The sequence below is a fragment of the Staphylococcus sp. Marseille-Q5304 genome, from assembly GCF_943737015.1.
Taxonomy (GTDB): Bacteria; Bacillota; Bacilli; order Staphylococcales; family Staphylococcaceae; genus Staphylococcus; species Staphylococcus hsinchuensis.
Genome location: NZ_CALSFP010000001.1, coordinates 191,931 through 216,483, shown reverse-complemented (window position 1 = coordinate 216,483; position 24,553 = coordinate 191,931). Strand labels below are relative to the sequence as shown.

The window sequence follows — 24,553 nt, the reverse complement described above, 5'->3', positions numbered from 1 at the left end:
CACGCGACGTTGATATGAAAAACGTCGCGTGTTTATTATTAAAATGCATTTCACTGAATAGATTTCGATAGTGATTAAAAATCAAAATCGAAATCTAGATCTGTTCAACTAGATTTTCTGCGTTGTTGTTCTTGGAATTCGTAAAATACTTGGAATAGCATAATTAACATCGCCGGATGATATTCGTCAGTATGGATATCAATGTCATGACGAGAGGCGATTTTAAAGCGTTGAGATTTAGTATTCATAATCTCATTTCGTCCGTCATTTACGGATACACTTCTTGAAATAAATCCTGATTGGAACTTTAAAGTGTCACCTTGGCTACCTTCGAATAACATCGTTGGTTTTAAGCCCATTTTAGTACGGAAAACGCCAAATTTATTCCCATTTTTGTCAACGTCCCATACGGTTTTAAATGGGGTTTTAATTTTCCCACTTATCGCTTTCTCTTGAGTTATGCGATACGTATCATGACCATCTGTGATTTCGAAATTTTGTTTACCTTTTCCGCCGAAAATTGCAAAAGCCTCTTGTGTTGCTGACGTATAAAACAACTGCATTTTGTATACAGCTTCATCATTCTCATTAAAAACATCGATTGTCGACTTTGAAGCATTAAAAAAGTTCTCTTTGAAATAAAAGCGCACGATCTTTTTAACCTCCATAAATTTTGTTCTTAAACATAATTATAACAAAGTTGGGAAAATACATATAATAATAACTTATTTATAATGAACACGTGTATATAATTACTCAATCCACTCAATAACATCTTCAGTTGATTGTCTTACTTTGTCTTTGGGTTCAGTTTCTCTATAACCAAATGCAACCATCACTGAAGGTGCAAATTGTTCAGAATCAATAATGCCTTCATCTTCTAATAATTGGGTTACACGATCTAAGTCAAACCCTTCCATAGGGCAAGAATCGATACCAAGTAATGCTGCAGATGTCATCATATTACCTAAAGCGATATATGTTTGTTTGCTCGCCCAATCAAATAAAGTGCGTGCATTATCATTGATGTGAAAACCTGTTTGGAAATTATCAAATTTCTCTTCTACAGCAGGGAAAGTACTTTCATCATACTTTTTCACATTTTTTAATAAATGTTGTACGTACGGTGATTTAAACGTTACATTTTTACGCGCTAGAATGAGCACAAAATGACTTGCAGTTTCTAATTGTCCTTGCGCCCCCATACTAATAGGTTTTAACTTCTCTCTTAGTTCTTTATTTTGGATAACGATAAATTTCCATGGTTCTAACCCGAGTGAACTTGGTGATAGTCGCCCAGCTTCAAGAATAGTTTTAAAATCAGACTGCTCTATTTCCTTATTTGCATCAAAACGTTTTGTCGCATGTCTATAATTAAATGCTTCGATTATTTTTTGTTGCATTTGTGTCATGTTCATGCCTTCCTTTCAAATAAATTGCGTTATAATTTATAGTATAAGCGATTATTTTATTCCGATTAAAGTAATATGTTTTGAAATTTCTAAAAACTAGACAGCTTGTGCCACGAAAATCTTACGTTTTTCCCACGTATCCGTTTTAGCATTATAGTCATCACAAGTAATTAAAGTGAGTTGTTGTTTTTTCGATTTCTGCTCATCTAAAACTTTGACATCATTAGGATTTACATCTTTAATTTTAGTGATTTTATATTTACGCTTTTCTTTTCCAGTTTTAAATGTAACTTTACTTCCTTTTTTTGCTTTGTGTAAGTTTGAAAATTGATAAGTCGAAGAACCTTCATATGTGTGTCCCGCAATCGCAATATTTTGATCATTTAATGACTCATTTGCTTCAGCAAAGCTCACGCCTCTATTTAATTGTTTCGGTGTGGCTGGACCTGGATAGACTGCTTCTTTAATATGAGCATCTGGCACTGAAATATAACCCGCCATTTTTGATTTATCTTTAGGTATTTCTGCCTTAGCTTTAGATTGTTGTTGTTTATCATATTTTTGAACCTGCTTGTCGTTCTCTTTTTGTGCAAAATATTCATCAATGTGTGGTTTGGCAAATAGGTAAATTGCAGCGAGAATAAGTACGATACCGAGTATTGTTATGAGTCGATTTCCCCATTTTTTCATTTAATATAACTCCTTGTTCCCATTATAGAAATTTACTTTCAGTATAGCACAATTGAATATGAAACATCATAACAATCGGACTTATTTCACCGTACTATAGAACAGTAAAATCTCTAACTATGATGACATATTTTTATGCTTTTGCTAAAGATTTGTCCATCTCATTGTATCTAGCATTTAATAAATAAAAAGACAAACCCTACACTTTAAATCGCGTAGGGTTTGCCTCAATATTTATTATCTATATTCATTTTAGACAGACAAATTTAGTGGTATATTTTACTACCCTCAGAGATAAATTCTTCTGATTTTTCTTTTAAACCTTCTTCTTTAAATTGTTGTAATTCCTCGCTGTTTCGTAAATCATGAGAAATACGCATAGAACAAAACTTAGGACCACACATACTACAGAAGTGTGCGACTTTAGCAGATTCGGCAGGCAACGTTTCATCATGGAATGCACGCGCTTTATCTGGGTCTAAAGATAAATTAAATTGATCGTACCATCTGAACTCAAAACGTGCTCTACTGATTTCATCGTCTCTTTTTTGAGCATTTTTTAAACCTTTAGCTAAATCGGCAGCATGAGCAGCAATTTTATATGTGACTACACCTTCACGTACATCATCTTTATTTGGTAATCCGAGATGTTCTTTAGGTGTAACGTAACACAACATTGCTGTACCATGACTCGCGATCTGTGCCGCTCCAATTGCTGATGTAATATGGTCATATGCTGGTGCAATATCCGTTGTTAATGGTCCTAATGTATAGAATGGTGCTTCTTGACAATGGAAATCTGCTAACGTTTGATTCTCTTTAATCTTCTGCATAGGAATATGACCTGGACCTTCAATCATCACTTGAACATCGTGTTCCCAAGCAATTTTTGTTAATTCACCAAGCGTTTCAAGTTCTAATATTTGGCTTTCATCATTAGCGTCATATATAGAACCTGGGCGTAACCCATCACCTAATGAAATAGAGATATCATAAGCACTTAATATTTCGCAAATTTCGTCGAAGTGTGTATATAAAAAGCTTTCCTCGTGATGTGCTAAACACCACTGCGCCATAATTGAGCCACCGCGTGACACAATACCAGTCAATCGATCCACCGTTGTTGGGACATAACGTAATAATACGCCTGCATGAATCGTAAAGTAATCTACACCTTGTTCAGCTTGTTCTATTAACGTGTCTCTATAAATTTCCCATGTTAAATTTTCAGCAATACCGTCAACCTTTTCAAGCGCTTGATAAATTGGCACAGTTCCTACAGGCACTGGAGAGTTTCTTAACAGATATTCACGTGTCGCATGAATGTTTTTACCTGTAGATAAATCCATAATCGTATCTGTACCCCAATGGATCGCCCATACTAACTTCTCAATTTCCGCTTCAATCGATGAACTTACAGCTGAGTTACCGATATTAGCATTGATTTTCACCTGGAAGTTTTTACCTATAATCATTGGTTCTGATTCTGGATGGTTTACATTATTAGGAATAATTGCACGTCCTCTAGCAATTTCTGAACGCACAAATTCAGGAGATACATCTTCTCTTGTTGCGACGAATTTCATTTCTTTCGTAATAATACCTTGTTTCGCATAATGCATTTGTGTCACACATCGTCCACTTTCTGCTTTACGTGGTTGATATTTAAAAGGTGTTTCTACAAACTTTTTATGGTTATCTTTTTTAAAACCATTATCAAGGGACTGTACTTTTCTCCCTTCATAACGTTGTGTATCTTGGCGTTGGTCTATCCAATCTTTTCTTAATTGAGGAATACCTTGTTGCACATCAATTTGATATGAGTCATCATGATATGGGCCTGCCGTATCGTATACAACTACAGGCTCGTTTTCAGTTGTACCTTCTTCAGTAGTTGTTGGTGAAAGTTCGATTTCACGGAATGGTACCTTAATATCATCATCTTCACCATTCACCCAAATTCTACGACTAGATGGGAATTGTTTCTTTAATTCAATCTTTTCTTGTTCCATAAAAAAACTCCTTAGCATGTATTATTGCTAGGAGACCTGATTTTGATACACAATGACCTTAATCTACATAAATATACATATGTAAAAGACGATTGGAATATAGTATCCCTTAAAAATCTATTTAACAAATGTATCAAGACATTGTGACCGGCTTCCCTACGCTAGTATTAACTAGATCAGGTTCAAAGGGTTGAGATATATAATCTCTTTCAGCTCTTAACAAGCACCCCTAGCAATTGTTATTAAATTATAAATAAAAGTTAACATTTTTTAGTTGAAAATACAAAAATTTATAGAATATAAACAACTTTGTTTATATTCTATTTGTATTAACACTGAACCACATTTGGGTTCTATAAGTTGTCTTACCCTAATTGTTCAGTTCCAACCATTTTACTAATTCATTCAAGTGATTCACTGTAATTGTTGGATCGTCTCCATTTTGATCAAATAACGTATCATTACGGTTAACCCATACTGTATCAAAGCCAAAGTTATTGGCTCCTGTCACATCCCAAGTATTAGAAGAAACGAATAGGACATCTTCTCTACGAACATTTTAATAATCTAATATGAGTGCGTAGCTTGCCTCACTAGGTTTGTATTGTTTCACTTCATTAACACTAATCACCGTGTCGAAGAATTCTGCAATCTCTGAGTTATCAATTAAAGGCATGAGCATACTATCATTTCCATTCGAAAGGACCCCTATATCAACACCTAATGCTTTAATATCAGAAAGTGCTCTCGGAATTTCTTTATAGTAAGATAATTTTAGAAATGCATCAAACAAACGATTAATATCTTCTCTATTGTACTGAATATTATGTACATTTAATGTATAACGCAAAGCGTTTTTAGTTAATTCATCAAAGGGTATATATCGGTGCATTATTTGTCTAATAAACATATGATTGATTTGTGTTTCTCGCCAATCACGTGAAATTTGATTTGCTAAGGATTCGTCAAATTCAATCATTTCATTTTTTAAAGAATCTAAATCAAAAACAGTTCCATACACATCAAAAATAATCGCCTTATACATTTTTACCCCTCTCTTTCTATAATAAAGTTATTCTTATTTTACACTTTTGAATAATTTTTAAACAGAAATATTAAAATATAATAAATATCTTACACCTTTACATATTCACGTAGGGACCCTTGTATATAAAAATGTGTTTCGTTTTGAAGAGAAATTATATAAAACCAACATTTCATCTCCTATTTTTTTAATTCTAAATTTATATTGTGGTTTTACAATTAAAGTTATATAATATAAATAAGAGACGGAAACTATTTTTATATCAGTTCAAGCTTTAAAGTCATCATCGTTTAATACATTCCCAAACCAAGCTTTATATTCCCATTTACCCCAATGATATAAAATTTCCTTCTCACAAATAAAGTATAGACATCTCAGGTTAAATAATTGGTACGATTTCTCTTCCAAATTACTGTTTAATCCGCTGTCTCGCTCTATTTGAAAAAGAGATCTAAAGTTGCTACTTTTAGTGACTTTAGATCTTCTTCTATATAGAAGTATTTTTTACTTGCCTAATTCCACACTCAATTGATATATTTTGATCAATCTACCGCCTAATAACTACTTTTTTCTCCTAAATTTTTATCCCACCACCTGTTTTTATAAATAACTGCTTACAAAACTTTAATTTCTGCAACGTCACATGTATGATTTATGACATTTGACCTACCATTTAATAATATTTCCTATTTACCATTTTAATTTTAGGACAGAATAGTAAAATAACGTTAAACGAAAAGGTCTCGTTTTATATTTAAACAAAGGTGATATTATTGATTAATACGACTACACTAACTTTAAGAAACAACTATACATCCTTATTAACGCGAAATATTAATAAAATCATCATACTCATTCCTTTAGGTAAGCCATGTAATATAAATTTAAACGGCAAGTCGCTAACTATTTCTGAAGGTTTAATTATAAACAATACAGATCTCTATCAATACGAAAAGGTAGAACAGCTCATTGAACTTGCTATCCCGTTACAGTTGTTGTGTGAAAAAGCATCAAACTTAAATTATATATACTACGACTTTAAACAAATCGTAAACTTCACATCATTTAAACGCCTTATCACTCATGATTTATTTGAAGCTTATTGTCACAATAAGAATATACATGCCTATATCAACGAAGTTATTCAATATTTACTCGACTATGCTAAGGTACAATTAAACAATACATATTTACCTGCTTACTATACTAAACATCCATTACTACGCAAGATTGTCGATTATATTAATAGTCATATTGATACAGCACTGACTACTAAAGATTTAGCTGATGCTTTTTATATATCACAGTCGTACATTTCTATACTATTTTCTAAACATATGTCTATCAATTATAAATCGTATATCAATTCATTAAGAATTTCTTTATCTATTTATGATTTAATTAACAATCAATATAGTATTAGTAATATTGCAGTCAAATATAATTTCAACAACGTGGCTATATTTACGAAACATTTTAAATTTTATTTAAAAATACCTCCTAAAGAATATAAATATCAATATAGAGCGACTAGCGACACATATAATTACAAATTAAAAGTTTTAGATAAAGAATTAGTAGTATTTTTAAAAAGTTATAATCAAACACAAGCCCTTACGAAACCGAATGATGATGTACTCAAAATTGATTTAACTAAACTTAAACCTAACATCCATATCAATGGGCATTATGTCATTATCCACCTGAATAGCCTTTATGATTTACTTGTCGTGGCTGACCAACAACTAGAGAATCGTATTTTACAACATTTCTCAAATATCAATTTTCTAATTAAGAATACAAATGTAGAGCATTTTAATGTTCTAGATAGTCAGAAACTTTTCAATGCTATCGTTACGTTGATTCAAAAGCAATATCATTTAACTTTTAACATTCATTCTCTCGATAGCTTTCAGTTATTCGAGCATAAAATTTTGAAATTGATTAAAGCACATGACAAAGAACAATCACTTATCCGACAACTTTGTTTGTTATTCGAACCATCCCAATTGATTACGACAGAAAATTATAATTTAATTCATTCGGTTCTCCAGCCGTATCAAGGGTTGAAAACGGCACTCGTTATTGATCATTTTATTGAAAAACGACAAAACTTAACTGATATCATTTCACACATTCATTCGATACAAGTCGATTATTACTACATCAATATGGACCTTATTCAGTTATCGACATATATCAGTTTGAAGTCAAAGCATAACAACCATCATGCATTTGAAATCAAACAACAACTTAAGCATTTAATTGAATTATGTGGTAGGACGATGACTCAGAAACTTGTGTTTAATAACATTACACACCCTGCACTTATTAAGTATTTTAAACATACAATTTGTGCCAGCCATATTTATTTCACACAATTTCTGATAGATTTTGATTATCCCATAGCGGGACTTGGTTACCCTCTCTATTCTATTGATGAGAATCAATTAATGGTAATAGATCATAACCAAAGTTTGATGCCTATGGTTCATGTTTATAACATGTTACAACCATTTATGAATCAGAATGTCACGTTAATTAATAACGGCATCATATTTCAACAAGACAAACGATTTCACATATTGTTATATCATCATCGTGCTACAGAAACTCAATCTAACCATTTAAAAATAGAGATAGCCCACCATATTAATAGAGATTTTCCAATCTTTTCTCGTTTATTGAATAATCAGCATGGTAATATTAAGTGTTTGATTTCGTCTAGTTTATATAGAACATCCATCAACACAACAATGTTAAATCACATTAATCATTCGAATTATCCATTTGCAACTTATAATAAACACAATCATCACAAAGCGATTAATTTAAGCTTAGATGATGCTTCAATACATTATTTAATGATCAATTACGAATAATTTACTCAAGTGGTACTTTTGCTTATTTGAACATACACCGTGAATTTTATAGTATGTTTTCCATTTTTACATAACTCTTAAAATAAGCAAAAGTACATTATATTGTCCCCTTTGTTACAATTAATCACAAAAAAGTTGAACAATCTTTTAGATTTTTATATTCAATTTTCTGAAAATATTTACAAGTCAAAAAATTATTAGTATATTCATATATATCAACCATTTTAAACCTTACTATTTTCTTTGATTACGGCGTAGATCTCAAATAGAATTGTTAAAACTTTCTATTCGACTTTCTACCATTTATAAAGTATTACAACACACAAAGGGGACTATGAATTATGTCAAAATCAACAGATATTATTAATGAAGATAGTAAATATTTTGCTAATCCAGGAAGGATTAATTACTTTCCATTAGCAATATCTCATGGCTATGGTGCGACATTAGTTGATGTCGATGGAAAGGAATACATCGATTTACTATCAAGTGCTAGTTCACAAAATGTTGGCCACGCACCAGAACCTGTCACTGAAGCTATCAAAAATCAAGTAGATCAATTTATTCACTATACACCCGCGTATATGTATCACGAACCACTCGTGAAACTAGGTAAAAAGCTCTGTGAAATTTCACCAGGGGACTATGAAAAACGTGTGCTCTTTGGTTTATCTGGATCAGATGCGAACGATGGTGTCGTTAAACTCGCTCGTGCATATACAGGAAGACCCTATATTATAAGTTTCGTAAATGCGTATCACGGGTCTACTTATGGTGCTTTATCAATGTCTGCCATTAGTTTAAATATGCGTAAAAAATACGGCCCGATGTTACCTGGTTTCTATCATATTCCTTTCCCTGATAATTATCGTGGGTTATATGGCGCGCCGACGTCCAATACAGTGGATGAATACCTCGCACCATTAAAAGAAATGTTTGAAAAATATGTTCCAGCTGAGGAAGTAGCATGTATTATGATTGAAACAATACAAGGTGATGGTGGTTTATTAGAACCAGTAGAAGGTTACTTTGAAGCACTTCAATCATTATGTAAAGAACATGGAATTCTATTAGCAGTTGATGACATACAACAAGGACTAGGACGTACTGGCACATGGAGTTCAGTTACACATTACAATATCGAACCTGATATTATCACATTTGGTAAATCGTTAGCCGGTGGATTACCGATGTCAGCAATCATCGGAAGAGCTGAAATAATGGATTACCTAGAAGCACCTGCACATCTCTTTACGACAAATGCCAATCCAGTTAGTTGTGAAGCAGCTTTAGCTACGCTTTCAATGATTGAAGATCAAAATTTATTACAAGCAAGTGCAGACAAAGGTGATTATGTACGTCAACGTATGGACAACTGGACAGAAAAATACGACATCGTAGGCGACGTACGTGGTAAAGGTTTATCAATTGGTATAGATATCGTTTCTGATAAACAAAGTAAATCACGCAATAATGATGCAGCATTAAAAATTTGTAATCGCTGTTTCGAAGAAGGTATTGTAATTATTGCTGTTGCAGGCAATGTACTACGTTTCCAACCACCTCTTGTCATCTCATATGAGCAACTAGATTACGCTTTAGACGTTCTAGAAAGAACAATCGAGGCTTACATGAATGACGAATTAAATGATTATGATACAGCTGGACAAGGTTGGTAAAGTAGTTTCTTTTTAAAAATAAATATGTATCAACAAATAAAAATAGCCCCTCAAAAAGATTTATTTAAAATCTTTTTGAGGGGCTTTATCTTATCTCATCATCTCTTTATTAAGATAATCAGTTATATTATCTGTTACCAACGTCGTGTCCAATTTCAACCGATTTATCTTTACGATTATATAAGGCTGCTTGAACACTACCAAAGTTGGCATCATTATGCTTAAGTTCTGCTTGATATCCTAGACTCTTGAATATATCGATATCTTTCTTACTTGTAGCATTCTCGTAATAAATAATATGACCATCATTATAGAAACGAGGTTTATCGATTGATTCTTGAAGCGTTCCGTCACCACGTAAGTAATCAACAAGTACTTGGTTGATTGTAGTAGGGATTTTGTTACCACCTGGTGTACCGATACCTAAATAATAATCTGGTCCAACAACAATACTTGGTGCCGTGAATGATCTAGGTTGTTTATGTTTACCTTTATAGTTTGGACTCATTGGATCATTTGAGAAGTTTGATAATGAGTTATTTAAATAGAATCCTTCTTTAACAAATTTACCTGAACCAAAGAAGCTTGATAACGTATTTGTTGTACTAGTAATATGACCTTTCTTATCTACTACAACAAAGTGTGTAGTACTCGTTTGATCAGGGTTTGCATTAAATTGGTTTGGATTTGGATTCGCATTTACATTCGCATTAACTTCGTTAAATTTATCAAGTAAGTAATCTTCCGAAAGATATTTGCTAGAATTATTGTCCTGACCGTTTACAATATCTCTGTTTCGGTACATTAATTCTCTTGATTTTAAAACACTCGTAATGAAATCTAAACGATTTCCTGGTACAGATTCATTATCTTTTGCTTCATCAATCTTCATACCTTGAAGCATTAATGCACCACCTAATGGGTTTGATGCTGAATAAATTTTAGTATTTAGATAATCTGTACTAATCGGCGCTTTTTTAACAGTTTTATAATTTTTAAAGTCCTTCTTAATCAACTTACCATCAGTTTGTTTAGAAATACTCTTACCGATATGATTATAGAAATAATCAGGTCCATGGTCTCTGATTTTTTTCAATGTTTTTGCTAAGGCTGGTTGTTTGATTACATCTCCTTCTCTTTTCGTTTGATGTCCATCAAAGAAAGGAGAATCTCTGTCTACATCCGAACCATATAACTTCAAGCTTCGTTCTAATTCTGAGTCTACTTCGAAGCCATCTTCAGCAAGTGGAATAACATAATTCAGTATTTTCTTCTCATCCATTTTACCGCCTTCTTTATGTGCATCATGGAGACCACGCACAAACCCTGGCGTACCTGTCTGGTCTTTGTTTTTGTAATTATAAGAAGAAATATCTTTATATTGCCATTGCTTAGGTTCTGAATTTGGCTTGCCATCATAAGAGAGCATTGCGCCTCCCCCACCAAAACCAGAGGAATGAGGTTCTGTCACGGCTAGAGCATAAGATACACCAACTGATGCGTCTACAGCATTACCGCCATCTCTTAAGATTTTCTCACCAACTTTTGTGGCTATCGCGTTGTTTGAAGCTACACCGTAATTTTTTTTCGACGTATTTTGATCATGATCGGCGATTTTGTTTTCATATAGTTCATCTTTATTATAATTATCTTTTTTCGTAATTAGAAAAAAGATAAACGAAACTATTATTGTAAGGAGAAATATTACGATGAGCGTCCTTCTATTATAAATACTCATACTCAAGCTCCTTTAGATAAATATTGATGTCGAGAATTATCGAGGTCGTGTTGTTCGTGTGAATCCAATCCTTCATTGGCTTTCGCAAAAGTAATCAAAAGGAAAATAACCAATATAACTAAGACGACTGTTATGCCTACCCAATTTTGTTTAATTTTCATATACATAACCTCCATTCTCTTTTTTAAGGTTAACGCTTTTACTTTCAAGATTATTCAATAGCTTAATTTCTTCAACTTTATTTGGTTTATCTGCAGTAATTTGACCTGACTGTGACTTAATTGGCGTTATCATGAATTTAGAATGTTTTCCTTTCCAATTCTGCTGAACTGCTAAGCCATGTTTTTTCTTAGAAAGGAAACCTTCAGACGTCACGTTACCTAAACTATAGAAGATGTCTGTGTTTTTATAGTGTTCTATTTGTTGTGGTACACTGTTGTGACCAATAATGACATCTGCGCCAGCATCAGCAAGTGCATGTGCATATTCTCTTTGTCTTGTTGTTACGTTTCTTTCATCTGTAATACCCCAATCAACATTTACAACCACGAAATCATTATTTTCTTTCAATTTCTTAACCAATGGAATAAATATTCTTGGTTCTAAACTAATTGAAGTAGTATTTTTCAATGGATCTGTGTAATCAGATTCTACATCAGTAAATGAAACATTAGCGACTTTCTTATTCTTAACTGTTTGTTGTACAGTTTTACTGTTAATAGGATTTGACCCGTTACCAGTTAAATAATTTTCGCCAACTTGAGCATCAACTGCCCTACCGAAATCTCTAGCTGTGATATTGTCTGTAACTTGGTTTATAATATTTAAACTCTTTATGTTCAAATCTTTTAAAAACATAACGTTTTCTATATTTGAATTGATATCTTTCTTCTTATTTTTAGAGAACTTAGAATAATTCAAACTAGCAGTAGAAAAATCGCTTCCTTTTAAAATATCTGAAACTGCACTGAATGATTTGTGTATATTATTTTTTCGAATATGTTTATTCAATTCAATGTTGCCTAAATACGTCATTCTTATATCGCCTTGCGCTTTACTCATAGCTTTAACCGGTTGTATTTTTTCTGATGACATCACAAACACAATCAGTACAATGGCCACTATTAAGATAATACCTGTATAAAGAGAATTTCTCTTTTTATGCCGTTTTGTCCATTTTAGAACACGTTCATCTATGGATAATCGTTTAGATTGCTTCATTTTCATACTCCTTACTAATTGATAAAGCTATAAAAGAATAAGATGACGTAAGTAATACATGTTAATAACATACATGTAGATAAAGTGATAATAACACCTTGTTTTTGAATCGTATTAGCGATGATTCCTGGAATAACAACCCCGATACCTGACATCTCAACCATTTCAAATGGCGTGAGTGGATAAATGAGGTCGAATATAAATTTCAAAACCATACCCGTAAGTATCATTGCAGCGAATTTCCTACGTCCATATAAAATGACGAATTTACTTACGCCGTGATTAACAATGAAATATGTAATACAGCTTATGATAAGTACGGATAATAACATAACTGGTTGGTCGAAAATTAATGCTAAATACCCAGGTACAACAAGACCTGCTGGACTAATACCGAACTTTTCAGCAAAGATTAAACTAAGTACGATGCCTACAAATAATGAAAAATATAACTCTGAACCTATCATATTATTTGATCCCTTCTATATATTGCGCTATTTCTTTACCTGGTCCGTGAATATTACCTACACAAAAGATTAATGCGTTTTGTGACTCTTCATATAAAGCTTCTTGAACAGCTTTGATGTTTTTGCCTTCGAAATTCAAATATCTTTTTTCTGGTAATTCATTCATGACTTGTGTAACTAATTGCGTACTCTTTCCAGTACAAATCAATGTATCAAATTCAACATCTTTAACAAAGTCTTCAACGAATTGTCTTGTTCTATCAATCCTGTCTGAACGACAGTTTAATACAATGACTTTCTTCTGATAAGGATAGTTGTATGACTCAACTTTGTTTAATATTGCCTTTGTGGATTGAGGCTCGTTAGCTGCAAAAGCATTAACATAAACATTCGTAGTATTGTTTGCATTGAAGTATTTAACTTCAACCGCACCGACATCTGGTGGCGCGTTTAACATACCACGTAATGCTGTATCTCTATCTATACCTAATGCTTCTGCAACCCCCATAGCGATTGCAACATTATCAGGAAAGACAATGTAATCAAATTTTCTTAAGAATGATTCTGGTACATCATCTTTATCGACAACGATAAGTTTAGTCTTACGTCGCTTGGCTACTTTAGCGAAATAATCCGTATAATCATCTTTCATTACAATTAAATGTCCTTTATACGGAATTGTCGCTTTAAAGGCTTGAGCAACTTCATCTAATGTTGGACCTAAAACATCCATATGGTCTTCCATCACGTTGACGATAACGCCAATATTGGCTTTAACCAATTCTTTCTGGAAGGTAATTTGATAATCTGGATTAACCGCCATACATTCATTTACTAAGGCGTTTCCTTTTTGTTTTACAACTTTACGAACGATATCTCTTTGTTCGCCAATATTAGCACCTTGAGGTTTTCTGTATACCGGATATTCTCTTGGCGTGAACCAATATAACATTCTTGCATCAGTACCTGTAGTTTTGCCAATAACACGATACTGATCTTCACGCAAGATACTGTAAATCAATCTGGTAATTGTTGATTTTCCTCTAATACCATTTATATTTATACGAATAGGAATTCTCTCTAATCGGTTAGCGTGTCTTCTCTTCTCAATAATGCCTAACCATAGAATAAGTCCTACACAAATTATGATAAGTGGCAATGTTTTCCCTCTTTTCATCAACGTATTTACATTTTATATTCAGTTTTACAAAACAATATGTAGTCTAAAATAAAAGTTTCAAAACACACAAATATGCGTTTATTTGAAAGGCTTTTGGGACTAAATAAATAGACCCCACCTTCTAATAGTGTAATGCTATCATGTTGTTATTGATTTGGTTTTAAAAGTTTTAGTTTTTTATTAACTTTTTGTAAACTTAGATTTACAAAGTGTGTCTAATTACACTTACCTAACCTTAAAACCCCTGAAAATCAGACTTATACATTAATAAATATGTAAGAGATTTTATATGTATATTTAATAAATTTATATTTCCTCCTTCCAAACTTTAATATATTCATAAAAACAAAAAATTTACTGCATCTTTACAACATATTAAAACTTAAATGTTAACTTATTTATAATACTTTCCTTACGACCTATTTAGGAGGCAGAACATGAGTAAACAAGTTAAACTAGTTGTTTCAATTTACCTTGCAATTGTATTAATCCTCTGTACTGGATACTTATTGATGATTCTCATTGGTAGTTTGCAAGGAAATGATATGAAAGGTGCTGTCCTTGATGGGGGTTATTTACACGATCGTGAGCTTCTAAATAACAGTGAAGCTTCTAACACGACGCATATTTCACCGAACTCAGAAGAATTGCCAAATCAGGAGAAACCTTCGAATTCAGTTCAAATGACTGATATAAATCATACAGTTTCACATCATACATGGCCTTTGGATAGTAATATTCAGAATGGTCATGTATTTTTTATAAGTTAATCTATTGTTTGAAGTGCAAATCACAACTAATTCCTACTCATTTAATACGCTATACCACTTTAATTACTATCCAGTTATATTATAACTTACTCATATAAAAAGAACACCTATACCATTAAATCAAAAGTTACAATCGCATTTAAATATGTGTAACATTTTAAAAATTAAGCAATAATTTCATAATTAACGAAAATGATTTACTGCAAACGATTTTTGATATAGATGTTCCTCACCAAAATGTATTAATATCCTATAATTAAAGCAATTGACATACCTAAGCAACAAATAATAACCCAAACGATGAGCAGTTTCCATACAAACTTAAGCCATTGTGTATAGCTAATTTTTGCAACAGCTAACGTTCCCATTAAGATGGCAGATGTTGGGAATAACACGTTACTAATCGCATCTCCATATTGAAATGCGAGGACTGTGAGTTGACGGTTAATATTTAATAAATCCGATATCGGTACCATAATCGGCATCGTTGTTAAGGCTTGTCCTGAACCTGAAGGGATAAAGAAATTCAATAGAAATTGTAACCCAAACATTAAGATAATCACGATTGAAGCTGGCACACTTTCTAATAACATTGCCATACTGTGCACAATCGTATCAATGACTTTCCCATCTTCTAATATAACTACTATACCTTTAGCAAAACCTACAACCATTGCACCGAATAAAATATCTCTCATACCCTCAATCATGGCATCAAATGTACCATTTAATCCTAACCCACCAATGATGCCTGCAATAATACCGGCGAGAACGAAATTAGCGCTCATCTGATTAAATGACCACCCATACATAAATATGCCAAAGATATTGAAAACAATCGTAAGGACAATCACAATTAAACAACTTAATTGTCTTTTGCTAAAATTTAATGTAGATTGCGTTTCAACGTCTGCACGTTCTTTTTGTTCTAATTCGTATACAATACTTTTTGTCTTATCATGTTTGATACTACGTGCATATAGCATAACCGTTGAAATAGCCGCAATTAATATAAAGATATAGATGATAGAGCGTAATCCCCAACCAGAAAACATCGGTAACTCGGCAACTGTTTGAGCAACACCGACAGTGAATGGATTCAACATCCCTCCGAGAAAGCCACTCGCTGCTCCTAGTATAATCATCGCTGTACCAGTCATCGCATCATATCCTAAACTACGTGCAATAATAATACCGATAGGCACAAATATTATTGTTTCTTCAGCCAAACCAATGGAAAAGCCTAATATTGAAAAAATAATCATCGTTATTGGAATCATTAATACTTTATATGCTCCTAGGACTTGCATCATTTTATTCACACCATTTTCAAATGCACCTGTTTTATGTACAATTCCAAAAGCACCACCAACTAAAAAGATATAAAACACAATTTCTCCACCTGAAATAAGACCTTCTGGAAAGGCACGAAATATATCTAAAAAATGTGCACCATGTTGCTCAATGTGATGATATGTACCTGACACAACTTGCGTTTCGCCTTCTTTCTTTTGACGCTTATACTCCCCAGCAGGAATTAAATAGGTCATTAACGCCGCAAGACTAATAATGATTAATAATAAAGCATATGTGTGAGGCATTTTTAAATTCAGTTTATTCATTTTCTCTTTTATCATAGTTAACCCTCTCCCCTAGGTTCTTGCTTTATACAAAATTTATTACATTCTCAAAAGTATTCTTTTTTATAACTTACACTTTCCTTGAAACGAACTCAACTACTTTTCAGATTTTTCAGAAAAATAAATTTCTAATTAAACTATTAATCGAGTATAATTCTATTATTTTGAACATAAAAAAACCTTCGAAACACACATGATGTGCTTCGAAGGTAGTATAATCATTAAATCTATATCTTAGAAGAATCTTCTAATTGCAGTTGACATTGGTGGGATTTCATCAAAGTCTAATTTCTTATCTTCAGTGATTGAACGGTAAGCCCATTTACCATAGTTCATCGCTTCGTCTTTAACGATTTTACCTGGTAATGGAGCAGCTGTTGGGTCTACATAAACATTAACGATTGTAGGTCTATTTTGAGCCATTGCTTCTTCAACTACTTCGTCGATTCTGCTTGGATCTTTTAATGTGTAACCTACACCGCCACAGCTTTCAGCAAATTTAGCTAAGTCCATATCAGTGAAGTCAATTGCGTATTCTAATTCACCTGCTGCTTGTTGCTCATACTTGATAAATGATAATTGTTCGTTGTTTAATACGAAAATTGTCATTGGTAAATCGTATTGTACTGCAGTTGCGAAGTCTTGCATTACCATTTGGAATGCACCGTCGCCGGCAATACCTACAACTTGACGGTTTGGATATGCACGTTTAGCTGCGATTGCACCTGGTAAAGCACAGCCCATTGTACCTAACCAACTTGAAATGATAAATCTATTGTTAACAGTTAGGTTTAAATAACGTGTTGACCATACTGTTGAAGTGCCAACGTCGATTGAGAAGATCGCATCGTCTTTTCTCACTTGGTTGATTGAATCCATTAAACGTTCTGGACGAATTGGTGAGCTTTCATTTTGCATGTCTTCTGCCATCCATGAATCCCACGTTGCTTTTCTTTCTAATGTTTTGTTTAGGAAGTCACGATTTGAAACATGTTTAACTGAATCAGTTAATTGTTGTAAAGCTAATTTACTATCACTGTGGATACCTACATTAATGTCGAAACGGTGTCCAATATTTTCTTCATTATTATCTATTTGAATCGCTTTAATATTTTTCTTAGGTAGATAATCTACATATGGATAGTTTGTACCTACCATGATGAGTAAATCTGCATCTTGGATTGTTTGATAAGATGTTTTTGTACCAATTTTACCTAAGTTACCTAGATTGTAAGGATGTGAATCAGGTAAGATTCCTTTCGCTGGAAGTGTGATAATTGTAGGGATTTTAGCCGCTTCAATAAATTCACGTACTTCGTCAGAAGCTTTTTTAGCTCCTAATCCAAGTAACATAACTGGGCGTTTACTCTTGTTAATTAATTTAGTTGCTTTTCTAATGCTACGTGGTTTTGGAATTACACGTGCTGGTGGTGCAGTATCAACTGCTTTATTTGTTGTATCTTTTACTTTTCTTGATAATAAGTCGTTCGGTAAGATCAGTACAGATACACCTTTTTTCTCGTAAGCTGTGTGAATTGCTTCATTTACAATACCGTAAATATCTTTATCATTTTCAGAAATTTGATGGCTATAAACTGCAACGTCTTGTACCATTTTAGGAATATCAGTTTCTTGGAAAGCTTTTGTACCTAGTGCTGTACTATCAGTTTGTCCTGCTAAAATAAGTTGTGGTACATTATCTAATTTTGCGTCGTACATACCGTTTAATAAATGAACAACACCTGGTCCGCCGATACTTAACGCTACTCCGATTTTACCAGTTAATTTTGTATAACTTGCTGCTGCTAAACTTGCAACTTCTTCGTGACGTACATGTACGAAGTCAAAACTATCTCTTACTGTTCTTAAACTATCGACTACCGCATCAATAGAGTCACCTGGAATACCATATAAGTGATCAATATCCCATGCTTCTAAAGCTTTAACTAATGCATAATTTGCCTTAATCTTTGCCATCGTTAAAATAGCCCCTTTCAAATTTCAATAATTTTAGTATAACATCATAATTATAAATACCATTCTATTTTGAATCAAAACAACGATTTGCTTATTAATATAAAATAAGGATGAGTATCGGTAAAAAGATTGAACTTAAGACTGCAGTGAGTATCATACCAATGGAACTATAAGCACCTGATTCTAAATCAATTTCGAGTGCACGCGCTGTACCAAATGCATGTGAAGCATTGCCGTATGTTAATCCCTTGGCAATTGAAGTTTCAAAGCGTCCTATCCTCACTAAATAGGAACCCGCTATGCTACCTACAAGCCCTGTCGTAATAATAAACATGACAGTCAGAGTATCCGTTCCACCTAATTGATGCGAAACTTCAATTCCAACTGCAGCTGTAATAGAACGCGGTAACATTGTTACTATAACCTCTTTTGAATAGCCAAATAACTTCAATACTATATACACGAATAAGAAATTCATAATTACAGCTGAACAAACGCTCGTAAATATTACCTTTGAATAAGCTAATATTTTATGACGATTTTGGTATAAAGGATATGCTAAACATACCACTGTACAGCTCAATAATTGATTAATCCATTTTCCACCGACCATATAATCGTGATAATTTTTATGGGAAAATAATAAAATCACGATGATGCCTATTGCGGAAATAAGTGCAGGGTTGAGAAATGGACTTTTGAATTTTTCTTGTAATTTCTTGGCGACAACATACATGATAATCGTTAATAGAATCATAATTATAGATTGAAATATTATCATTTAACTGTCACCATTCCCATATTTCCATTTACAAACCATCTTATCCGCAATGAAACCTGATAATAAAGCTACACAACAAGTTCCGATTAATATCATAGAAAAGAATAAGATGAAGTTCATATTAATTTCTGAAAATATGTCCATTACCCCTACTACCGATGGAATAAAGAAAAAAACCATCGTCGTTAAGAAGAAATTAGCACCTTCGTCAATCCATTTAGGCGGGATTACTTTTAATTGTAAAAGAACGAAAAACAAAATTAATCCTACAATACTGCCTGCAATAGGTATATGGAAAAACTGCTGCAAAACATTACCTACATACGTAATGCACATTATGATTGCAGCTTGTATAATGACTCTCACTGCCTTTTGAACGAGTTGCATTCGCATCATCCCTTTTATAAGAATTCGCATTTGCTGTTGTTTTATCACATCAACTAGTATAAAACACGAACTTTTATAATAAAAATATATATTTTCAATATAACCCATTACTTTTATCTATGAAAACGTTTCAATACATTGAAATATATTATATTTTATTATACATAGGATTTCGATCCCTCATTTATTACAACTAATCAAATAACCGCAAAAAGTCCTTGAGTGACAAACTTAAAAATGACTGGGACATAAATCCCAGAAAAATAGCACTCAGATGATTTAATTCAATTCATCTGAGTGCTTCTTTTTTATACTACACTTCGTATTGTTGGCTCGCTTTCTTAGGGGACAGCTTCAGCCCGTAGTTTTCAGCTTGTCCAGTTCCCTCAAGAGTCTCGCCAAAACACTTCACATTTATATGTAATTTTACATTAAAATACTTTAAAAATAAGGCCCTTAGGTATAATTTAATAACCACAAATAAACTAAATTAACTAGATGCCTTATGTATAAAGAATATAAAATGACTCAACTTACACTACCAATGGAAACTTAAGTTCTTATACCCACAAATGATATGTCACGACATGTTAATGAAATCGATGAATCCAAACTTCATCGTGGTGCTAGATCATATCATCCTAAAATGTCTAAGTATTGCCATTTTCTTCTATTAAATATTCTTATAGCCAACACAAAATCACAACGGTTATAATCTTGCTTTTAAAAAATCAATCCATTGTCTCGTTGCGTAACTTAAATATTTATCTTTCTTCCAAATCACACCTAATTCCCAACGCATTGAGGAATTATTAATTTTAATGTTTTTAAAGTTCTGATCCAACATCGAAACAATATTTTCAGGTAAGATACTGACACCTAAATGGGCATTTAATAAATTTTCTATGAAGTTCCATTGAGATATTTTAGAAATAGTATTAGGCACAAAACCAGAATTTTTCGCTGTTTCAATAATTTTATCATTCAAATAAAAGTCTTCATTAAATAGAATAAAGTCTTCGTCCTTCAACATATGCATGTCAATTTCATCATATTTCGCTAAGTGGTGCTCTGGATTGACAATGAGTTTTAACTCTTCTTGGTAAAGAGGGATAGAATGGAAAATCGTTTGATCTACGGGCAAAGTTGTTATACCAATATCAATTTCATCATTAATTAATTGGGTTTCAATCATTTTTCCACCATTTTCAACTAGATTGTAAGTGACGTCTGGATATTTTTGATGAAATTCACCTAGTATATGAATAAATTTGTTCATATTCATAACCGCTGATAAACCTATGCTAATATGTCCTGTTTCTAACCCAAGCAAACTATTTATTTCTTTCGGTAAATCTTTATACAAGGTTAGTATTTCCTTACATTTTTGATAAAATATTCTACCCGCATCTGTTAAGACAAGTTGGCGTTTACTCCGATCAAATAATACAATGTCTAGCTCTTCTTCTAAATCTTTAATCGCTTTACTAATCGTCGGTTGGGCAATATATAATGATTTAGATGCATTCGTCATCCCTTTTTGGTTAACCACTTCAACAAAGTATTGCATATGTTTGATATCCATCGACATTCTCCCTTACTTAATCTACTCATATAACCAATAGTATACGTTGAAATGAGAAATTTTCAATATTCTTATCTATAACAAAAATAACCAAGACAACAAGGTTTAAGTCAAAACAACTCTCAGTGCAAAATTTGACTAAACGAACCCTGTCGTCCTGGTTTTAATTCATTAGATATAAAATTTATTGTTGTAAATTAAACCGGTTTACTTTGGCTTAATGGTTTTTCTTTTAAAGAAGTGTCTCTATCATCGTTTAATTTTACAATTTTAAAACCAATATAAGCGTATATAATAGAAATTATTGGTACTAAATAGTTAACAATTGCAAACGGCGCGTATTCCATTACGGATACACCTAAAGTCGATGCGATAAATACACCACATGTGTTCCAAGGTACAAACACTGAAGTTAACGTACCACCGTCTTCTAAAGCTCGAGATAAATTTTTAGGATGTAAATTCTTTTCTTTAAAAGTACTCGCGTACATTCTTGATGGAACAATAATCGATATGTATTGTTCTGAACAAGTAAAGTTAGTACCTATACATGACACAATTACTGAAGCAATAAGCGATCCTGTTGATTTTGCAAATTTTAAAATGACATTTATAAGTGCAGAAAGCATTCCTGAGTATTCTAATACTCCACCAAACGTCATTGCTACCAACGTTAATGAAATAGTATAGAACATTGATTCAAGCCCACCACGTGTAAACAATTCATCAACCATTTTATTTCCTGAATCTATTTTATATCCTGTTTGAAGTGCCGTTAGAGCATCAGTTAGACTATCTCCTTGCACAAAGATTTGTGCAAAAAATCCGAGGATAATACCGACACAAATGGCTGGAATCGCAGGTACTTTAACGACTACAAGTAAAATTACGATTAACGGAATAAGTAATAACCACGGTGAAATCGTGAAATTATCTTGCATTGTAGTTAAGATACCTTCGACTTTCTTAGTATCAAAATGTTTACCACCAAATTGTAAGCCCATAAAGAAGAATGCTACTACCGCAATAATTAATGCAGGAATCGTTGTATAGAACATGTGTTTAATATGCTCAAATAAATCAACATCTGTGAGACCTGAAGCTAAGTTTGTCGTATCTGATAATGGACTCATTTTATCTCCAAAATAAGACCCACAAATAACTGCACCTGCTACCATCCCAGGTGAAATACCCATACTTATGCCTATACCCATCGATGCTACCCCAACTGTAGCCATCGTTGACCAGCTACTACCAATCGCCAGAGCCACGATTCCACATAAGATTAAAACTACAGCTAAGAAAAATCTTGGATCAATTAATTGCAAGCCGTAGTAAATCATTGTAGCTACGACGCCACTCCCAATCCAAGAGCCAATAATAAGACCTACTAAAATAATAATCACGATTGCTGGTAAAGCATGTCTAATCCCTTTATACATCATTTCTTCAACTTCACTAAATTCATATCCATGTAACATTGTAATTAGTATTGCTACAGCTGTACCAATCATCAATGGTATATGCGGTTCTTTCTCTAGGACTGCCACAGTAAATAACATCGTTGAAATCATTATTGTTAAAGTTACTAATGCTGAAGTAAGCCCTAAAGGCTTTTTCGTTTTATGATTTTTATCCGAATTTTCTGATTTTTTACCCAAAATAAAACGCCTCCCTTTTATTACATAAATCATAACCGAATATGTAAGCGTTTACAATGGTGTATTGTTAATTTATTAATGTTTTTTACATCTTAAATAGTTATATTTCACTATGCATTCAAAAATAATCTTTATTAAAAATAAACCTAAAATCAAAACTATATATCGCAATAGTTAGTTTGATTGATCCTACTTATCTTGTTTTTTAAAGTTAAAAGAGCCTGAGACATAAATAGATGTCTCAGACTCTTTGTCGACGAGGTGGTTCTACAAAATCTCTATTAGAAAATTCGATTTCTGTCGCACCCTCTGAATGTGAGATACCTAACTCACATTTTAATAATTGAATTGAGCTGTCCCTTCATTTAATGAAATTGATAACTATTGTGACCTTTCGCAAAGCCTTTTGCAGTAAATAACCATGAATCTCCATCATTATCCATATCATTTGAACAAATAATAAGTTGATCTGTTCCTGGTATAAATGCCGGATGTGTCGAACGTAACATATGACCTTCATCTCGACCCGGTAACAATATTTGACCTATTGGATGACCGTATTTGTTAAATACGAGCACACGTCCTTGACCGTACATCGCAACATATAAATTATCGTCACTATCAATACAACATGAATCTGGTCCTTCGTGCCCTGTAAAGTAATATGGAATAGAGGCGCCAAATGGTTCAATTGTTACCCCATCCTCTTCTAAATCAATGCGATGTAAACGATTCGCATTCGTCTCAGTCACCCACAACGTACGTTCATCTGTACTTAATGCAACACCATTGGCTACAGCAAGGTTTTGAATGACAGGCGAAACTGATTTGAATTCAGGATCAACATAGTAAACGCCCCCTTTAGGGTTCGTAGAGTACCCTCTAAAGTCAGTAAAGTAGAAACCACCTTTACTATCAAATACAAGGTCGTCAACGCAGTATTCTGTTTCAACATCAGAAACAATATCTTCGTGGTGTTCTCCATTCGAATCTACGGCAAAGATACCGCCCGAATCCTTGAAATCGCCTAAATAACAAACGAACAAACGCCCATCCTTGTGTATTTTAACTGCAGCTGGATTTTGCTTTTCAGAATGGAACAATTTCGTTACGCGTTTATTAGGTAACTTTACGTGGAACACACTTCCACCAAAAACTTCACAAAGTATTAAATCTCCATCTCTATTAAAGCATAAACCTTCAAGTTGTAATCCTTCGTCAGAAATTTTCAACCAGTGGTCAGCGGTAACTGTTAGAAGCTGTTGTTCGTGTGCTTGTAATGGAACAGCAGTATTGGCGTCACCTTTATATGTTAAAGCTGGAATATTTGAATGAGTCATAAACGATCTCCCCTTTGTTAATAACACATTGATAAAAGCAAAAGATTCTTTAAAACGTACGCTTACAAAACTATTATATGATTACT

Annotated in this window: 21 protein-coding genes and 1 riboswitch; of the genes, 3 read left to right on the top strand and 18 right to left on the bottom strand. The window is 33.0% G+C overall.

Annotated elements, in window-relative coordinates:
- Nucleotides 1-104: 104 nt before the first annotated feature.
- The 6 genes from NGI30_RS00945 to NGI30_RS00925 all read right to left on the bottom strand — a co-directional run bounded on the left by NGI30_RS00945 (nucleotide 105) and on the right by NGI30_RS00925 (nucleotide 5,159).
- Nucleotides 105-653, bottom strand: coding sequence for a tubby C-terminal domain-like protein (locus tag NGI30_RS00945; protein ID WP_251943899.1), 549 nt, complete (start codon nucleotides 651-653; stop codon nucleotides 105-107).
- Between the two features lie 99 nt (nucleotides 654-752).
- Nucleotides 753-1,412 carry an NAD(P)H-dependent oxidoreductase gene (locus NGI30_RS00940; protein ID WP_251942453.1) on the bottom strand — a complete coding sequence of 220 codons (660 nt, stop codon included), beginning with the start codon at nucleotides 1,410-1,412 and terminating at the stop codon, nucleotides 753-755.
- A 96-nt stretch (nucleotides 1,413-1,508) separates the two neighbouring features.
- Nucleotides 1,509-2,102: a class A sortase SrtA gene (gene srtA / locus NGI30_RS00935; protein WP_251517386.1), complete on the bottom strand. Its 594-nt coding sequence runs from the start codon at nucleotides 2,100-2,102 to the stop codon at nucleotides 1,509-1,511.
- 266 nt (nucleotides 2,103-2,368) lie between these two features.
- The gene (thiC, locus tag NGI30_RS00930) at nucleotides 2,369-4,114 is read right to left on the bottom strand and encodes a phosphomethylpyrimidine synthase ThiC (RefSeq protein WP_251942452.1); all 1,746 of its coding nucleotides are present in this window, start codon (nucleotides 4,112-4,114) and stop codon (nucleotides 2,369-2,371) included.
- Between the two features lie 136 nt (nucleotides 4,115-4,250).
- Nucleotides 4,251-4,355: riboswitch (TPP riboswitch) on the bottom strand.
- Nucleotides 4,356-4,484: 129 nt separating this feature from the next.
- Nucleotides 4,485-4,625 carry a hypothetical protein gene (locus tag NGI30_RS11440; protein WP_342610457.1) on the bottom strand — a complete coding sequence of 47 codons (141 nt, stop codon included), beginning with the start codon at nucleotides 4,623-4,625 and terminating at the stop codon, nucleotides 4,485-4,487.
- A gap of 48 nt (nucleotides 4,626-4,673) precedes the next feature.
- Nucleotides 4,674-5,159: a haloacid dehalogenase type II gene (locus tag NGI30_RS00925; RefSeq protein WP_342610458.1), complete on the bottom strand. Its 486-nt coding sequence runs from the start codon at nucleotides 5,157-5,159 to the stop codon at nucleotides 4,674-4,676.
- Between the two features lie 773 nt (nucleotides 5,160-5,932).
- Here NGI30_RS00925 and NGI30_RS00920 point away from each other — a divergent pair.
- Both NGI30_RS00920 and NGI30_RS00915 read left to right on the top strand, forming a co-directional pair.
- Entirely contained in the window at nucleotides 5,933-8,041 is a 2,109-nt protein-coding gene (locus NGI30_RS00920) for a helix-turn-helix transcriptional regulator (protein WP_251942451.1), read from the top strand.
- Between the two features lie 341 nt (nucleotides 8,042-8,382).
- The gene (locus NGI30_RS00915) at nucleotides 8,383-9,720 is read left to right on the top strand and encodes an aspartate aminotransferase family protein (protein WP_251942450.1); all 1,338 of its coding nucleotides are present in this window, start codon (nucleotides 8,383-8,385) and stop codon (nucleotides 9,718-9,720) included.
- Nucleotides 9,721-9,847: 127 nt separating this feature from the next.
- Here the strand turns inward: NGI30_RS00915 and NGI30_RS00910 are convergent, their stop codons facing one another.
- Genes NGI30_RS00910 through pgsB form a run of 5 tightly spaced genes read right to left on the bottom strand, consistent with a single transcriptional unit; the run spans nucleotide 9,848 to nucleotide 14,305 of the window.
- The gene (locus tag NGI30_RS00910; protein ID WP_251942449.1) at nucleotides 9,848-11,458 is read right to left on the bottom strand and encodes a gamma-glutamyltransferase; all 1,611 of its coding nucleotides are present in this window, start codon (nucleotides 11,456-11,458) and stop codon (nucleotides 9,848-9,850) included.
- 2 nt (nucleotides 11,459-11,460) lie between these two features.
- Nucleotides 11,461-11,619, bottom strand: coding sequence for a hypothetical protein (locus NGI30_RS00905; protein WP_251942448.1), 159 nt, complete (start codon nucleotides 11,617-11,619; stop codon nucleotides 11,461-11,463).
- Nucleotides 11,609-12,679, bottom strand: a complete 1,071-nt coding sequence (locus NGI30_RS00900) for a CapA family protein (protein WP_251517375.1) — start codon at nucleotides 12,677-12,679, stop codon at nucleotides 11,609-11,611. The genes NGI30_RS00905 and NGI30_RS00900 overlap by 11 nt, the downstream gene beginning before the upstream one ends.
- Before the next feature lie 14 nt (nucleotides 12,680-12,693).
- Nucleotides 12,694-13,146 carry a poly-gamma-glutamate biosynthesis protein PgsC gene (gene pgsC / locus NGI30_RS00895; RefSeq protein WP_251517373.1) on the bottom strand — a complete coding sequence of 151 codons (453 nt, stop codon included), beginning with the start codon at nucleotides 13,144-13,146 and terminating at the stop codon, nucleotides 12,694-12,696.
- A gap of 1 nt (nucleotide 13,147) precedes the next feature.
- Nucleotides 13,148-14,305 (bottom strand): poly-gamma-glutamate synthase PgsB, encoded by a 1,158-nt coding sequence (gene pgsB, locus NGI30_RS00890; RefSeq protein ID WP_251942447.1) that lies wholly within the window; start codon nucleotides 14,303-14,305, stop codon nucleotides 13,148-13,150.
- A 458-nt stretch (nucleotides 14,306-14,763) separates the two neighbouring features.
- Between pgsB and NGI30_RS00885 the strand changes: the two genes are divergently transcribed.
- Nucleotides 14,764-15,096 (top strand): hypothetical protein, encoded by a 333-nt coding sequence (locus tag NGI30_RS00885; RefSeq protein ID WP_251942446.1) that lies wholly within the window; start codon nucleotides 14,764-14,766, stop codon nucleotides 15,094-15,096.
- A 242-nt stretch (nucleotides 15,097-15,338) separates the two neighbouring features.
- Here the strand turns inward: NGI30_RS00885 and NGI30_RS00880 are convergent, their stop codons facing one another.
- From NGI30_RS00880 to NGI30_RS00850, 7 genes are all read right to left on the bottom strand, one after another.
- Entirely contained in the window at nucleotides 15,339-16,733 is a 1,395-nt protein-coding gene (locus tag NGI30_RS00880; RefSeq protein WP_251517367.1) for a YfcC family protein, read from the bottom strand.
- 237 nt (nucleotides 16,734-16,970) lie between these two features.
- Nucleotides 16,971-18,713 carry a pyruvate oxidase gene (locus tag NGI30_RS00875; RefSeq protein ID WP_251517365.1) on the bottom strand — a complete coding sequence of 581 codons (1,743 nt, stop codon included), beginning with the start codon at nucleotides 18,711-18,713 and terminating at the stop codon, nucleotides 16,971-16,973.
- A 94-nt stretch (nucleotides 18,714-18,807) separates the two neighbouring features.
- Entirely contained in the window at nucleotides 18,808-19,494 is a 687-nt protein-coding gene (locus NGI30_RS00870) for an LrgB family protein (RefSeq protein WP_251942445.1), read from the bottom strand.
- Nucleotides 19,495-19,881 carry a CidA/LrgA family protein gene (locus NGI30_RS00865; protein ID WP_251517361.1) on the bottom strand — a complete coding sequence of 129 codons (387 nt, stop codon included), beginning with the start codon at nucleotides 19,879-19,881 and terminating at the stop codon, nucleotides 19,495-19,497. It lies immediately after the preceding gene.
- Between the two features lie 709 nt (nucleotides 19,882-20,590).
- Nucleotides 20,591-21,466 carry a cidABC operon transcriptional activator CidR gene (gene cidR, locus NGI30_RS00860; RefSeq protein ID WP_251517359.1) on the bottom strand — a complete coding sequence of 292 codons (876 nt, stop codon included), beginning with the start codon at nucleotides 21,464-21,466 and terminating at the stop codon, nucleotides 20,591-20,593.
- A gap of 197 nt (nucleotides 21,467-21,663) precedes the next feature.
- Nucleotides 21,664-23,160, bottom strand: a complete 1,497-nt coding sequence (gene nhaC, locus NGI30_RS00855; protein ID WP_418129029.1) for a Na+/H+ antiporter NhaC — start codon at nucleotides 23,158-23,160, stop codon at nucleotides 21,664-21,666.
- A gap of 332 nt (nucleotides 23,161-23,492) precedes the next feature.
- Nucleotides 23,493-24,467 carry an SMP-30/gluconolactonase/LRE family protein gene (locus NGI30_RS00850; RefSeq protein ID WP_251942444.1) on the bottom strand — a complete coding sequence of 325 codons (975 nt, stop codon included), beginning with the start codon at nucleotides 24,465-24,467 and terminating at the stop codon, nucleotides 23,493-23,495.
- Nucleotides 24,468-24,553: the final 86 nt, after the last annotated feature.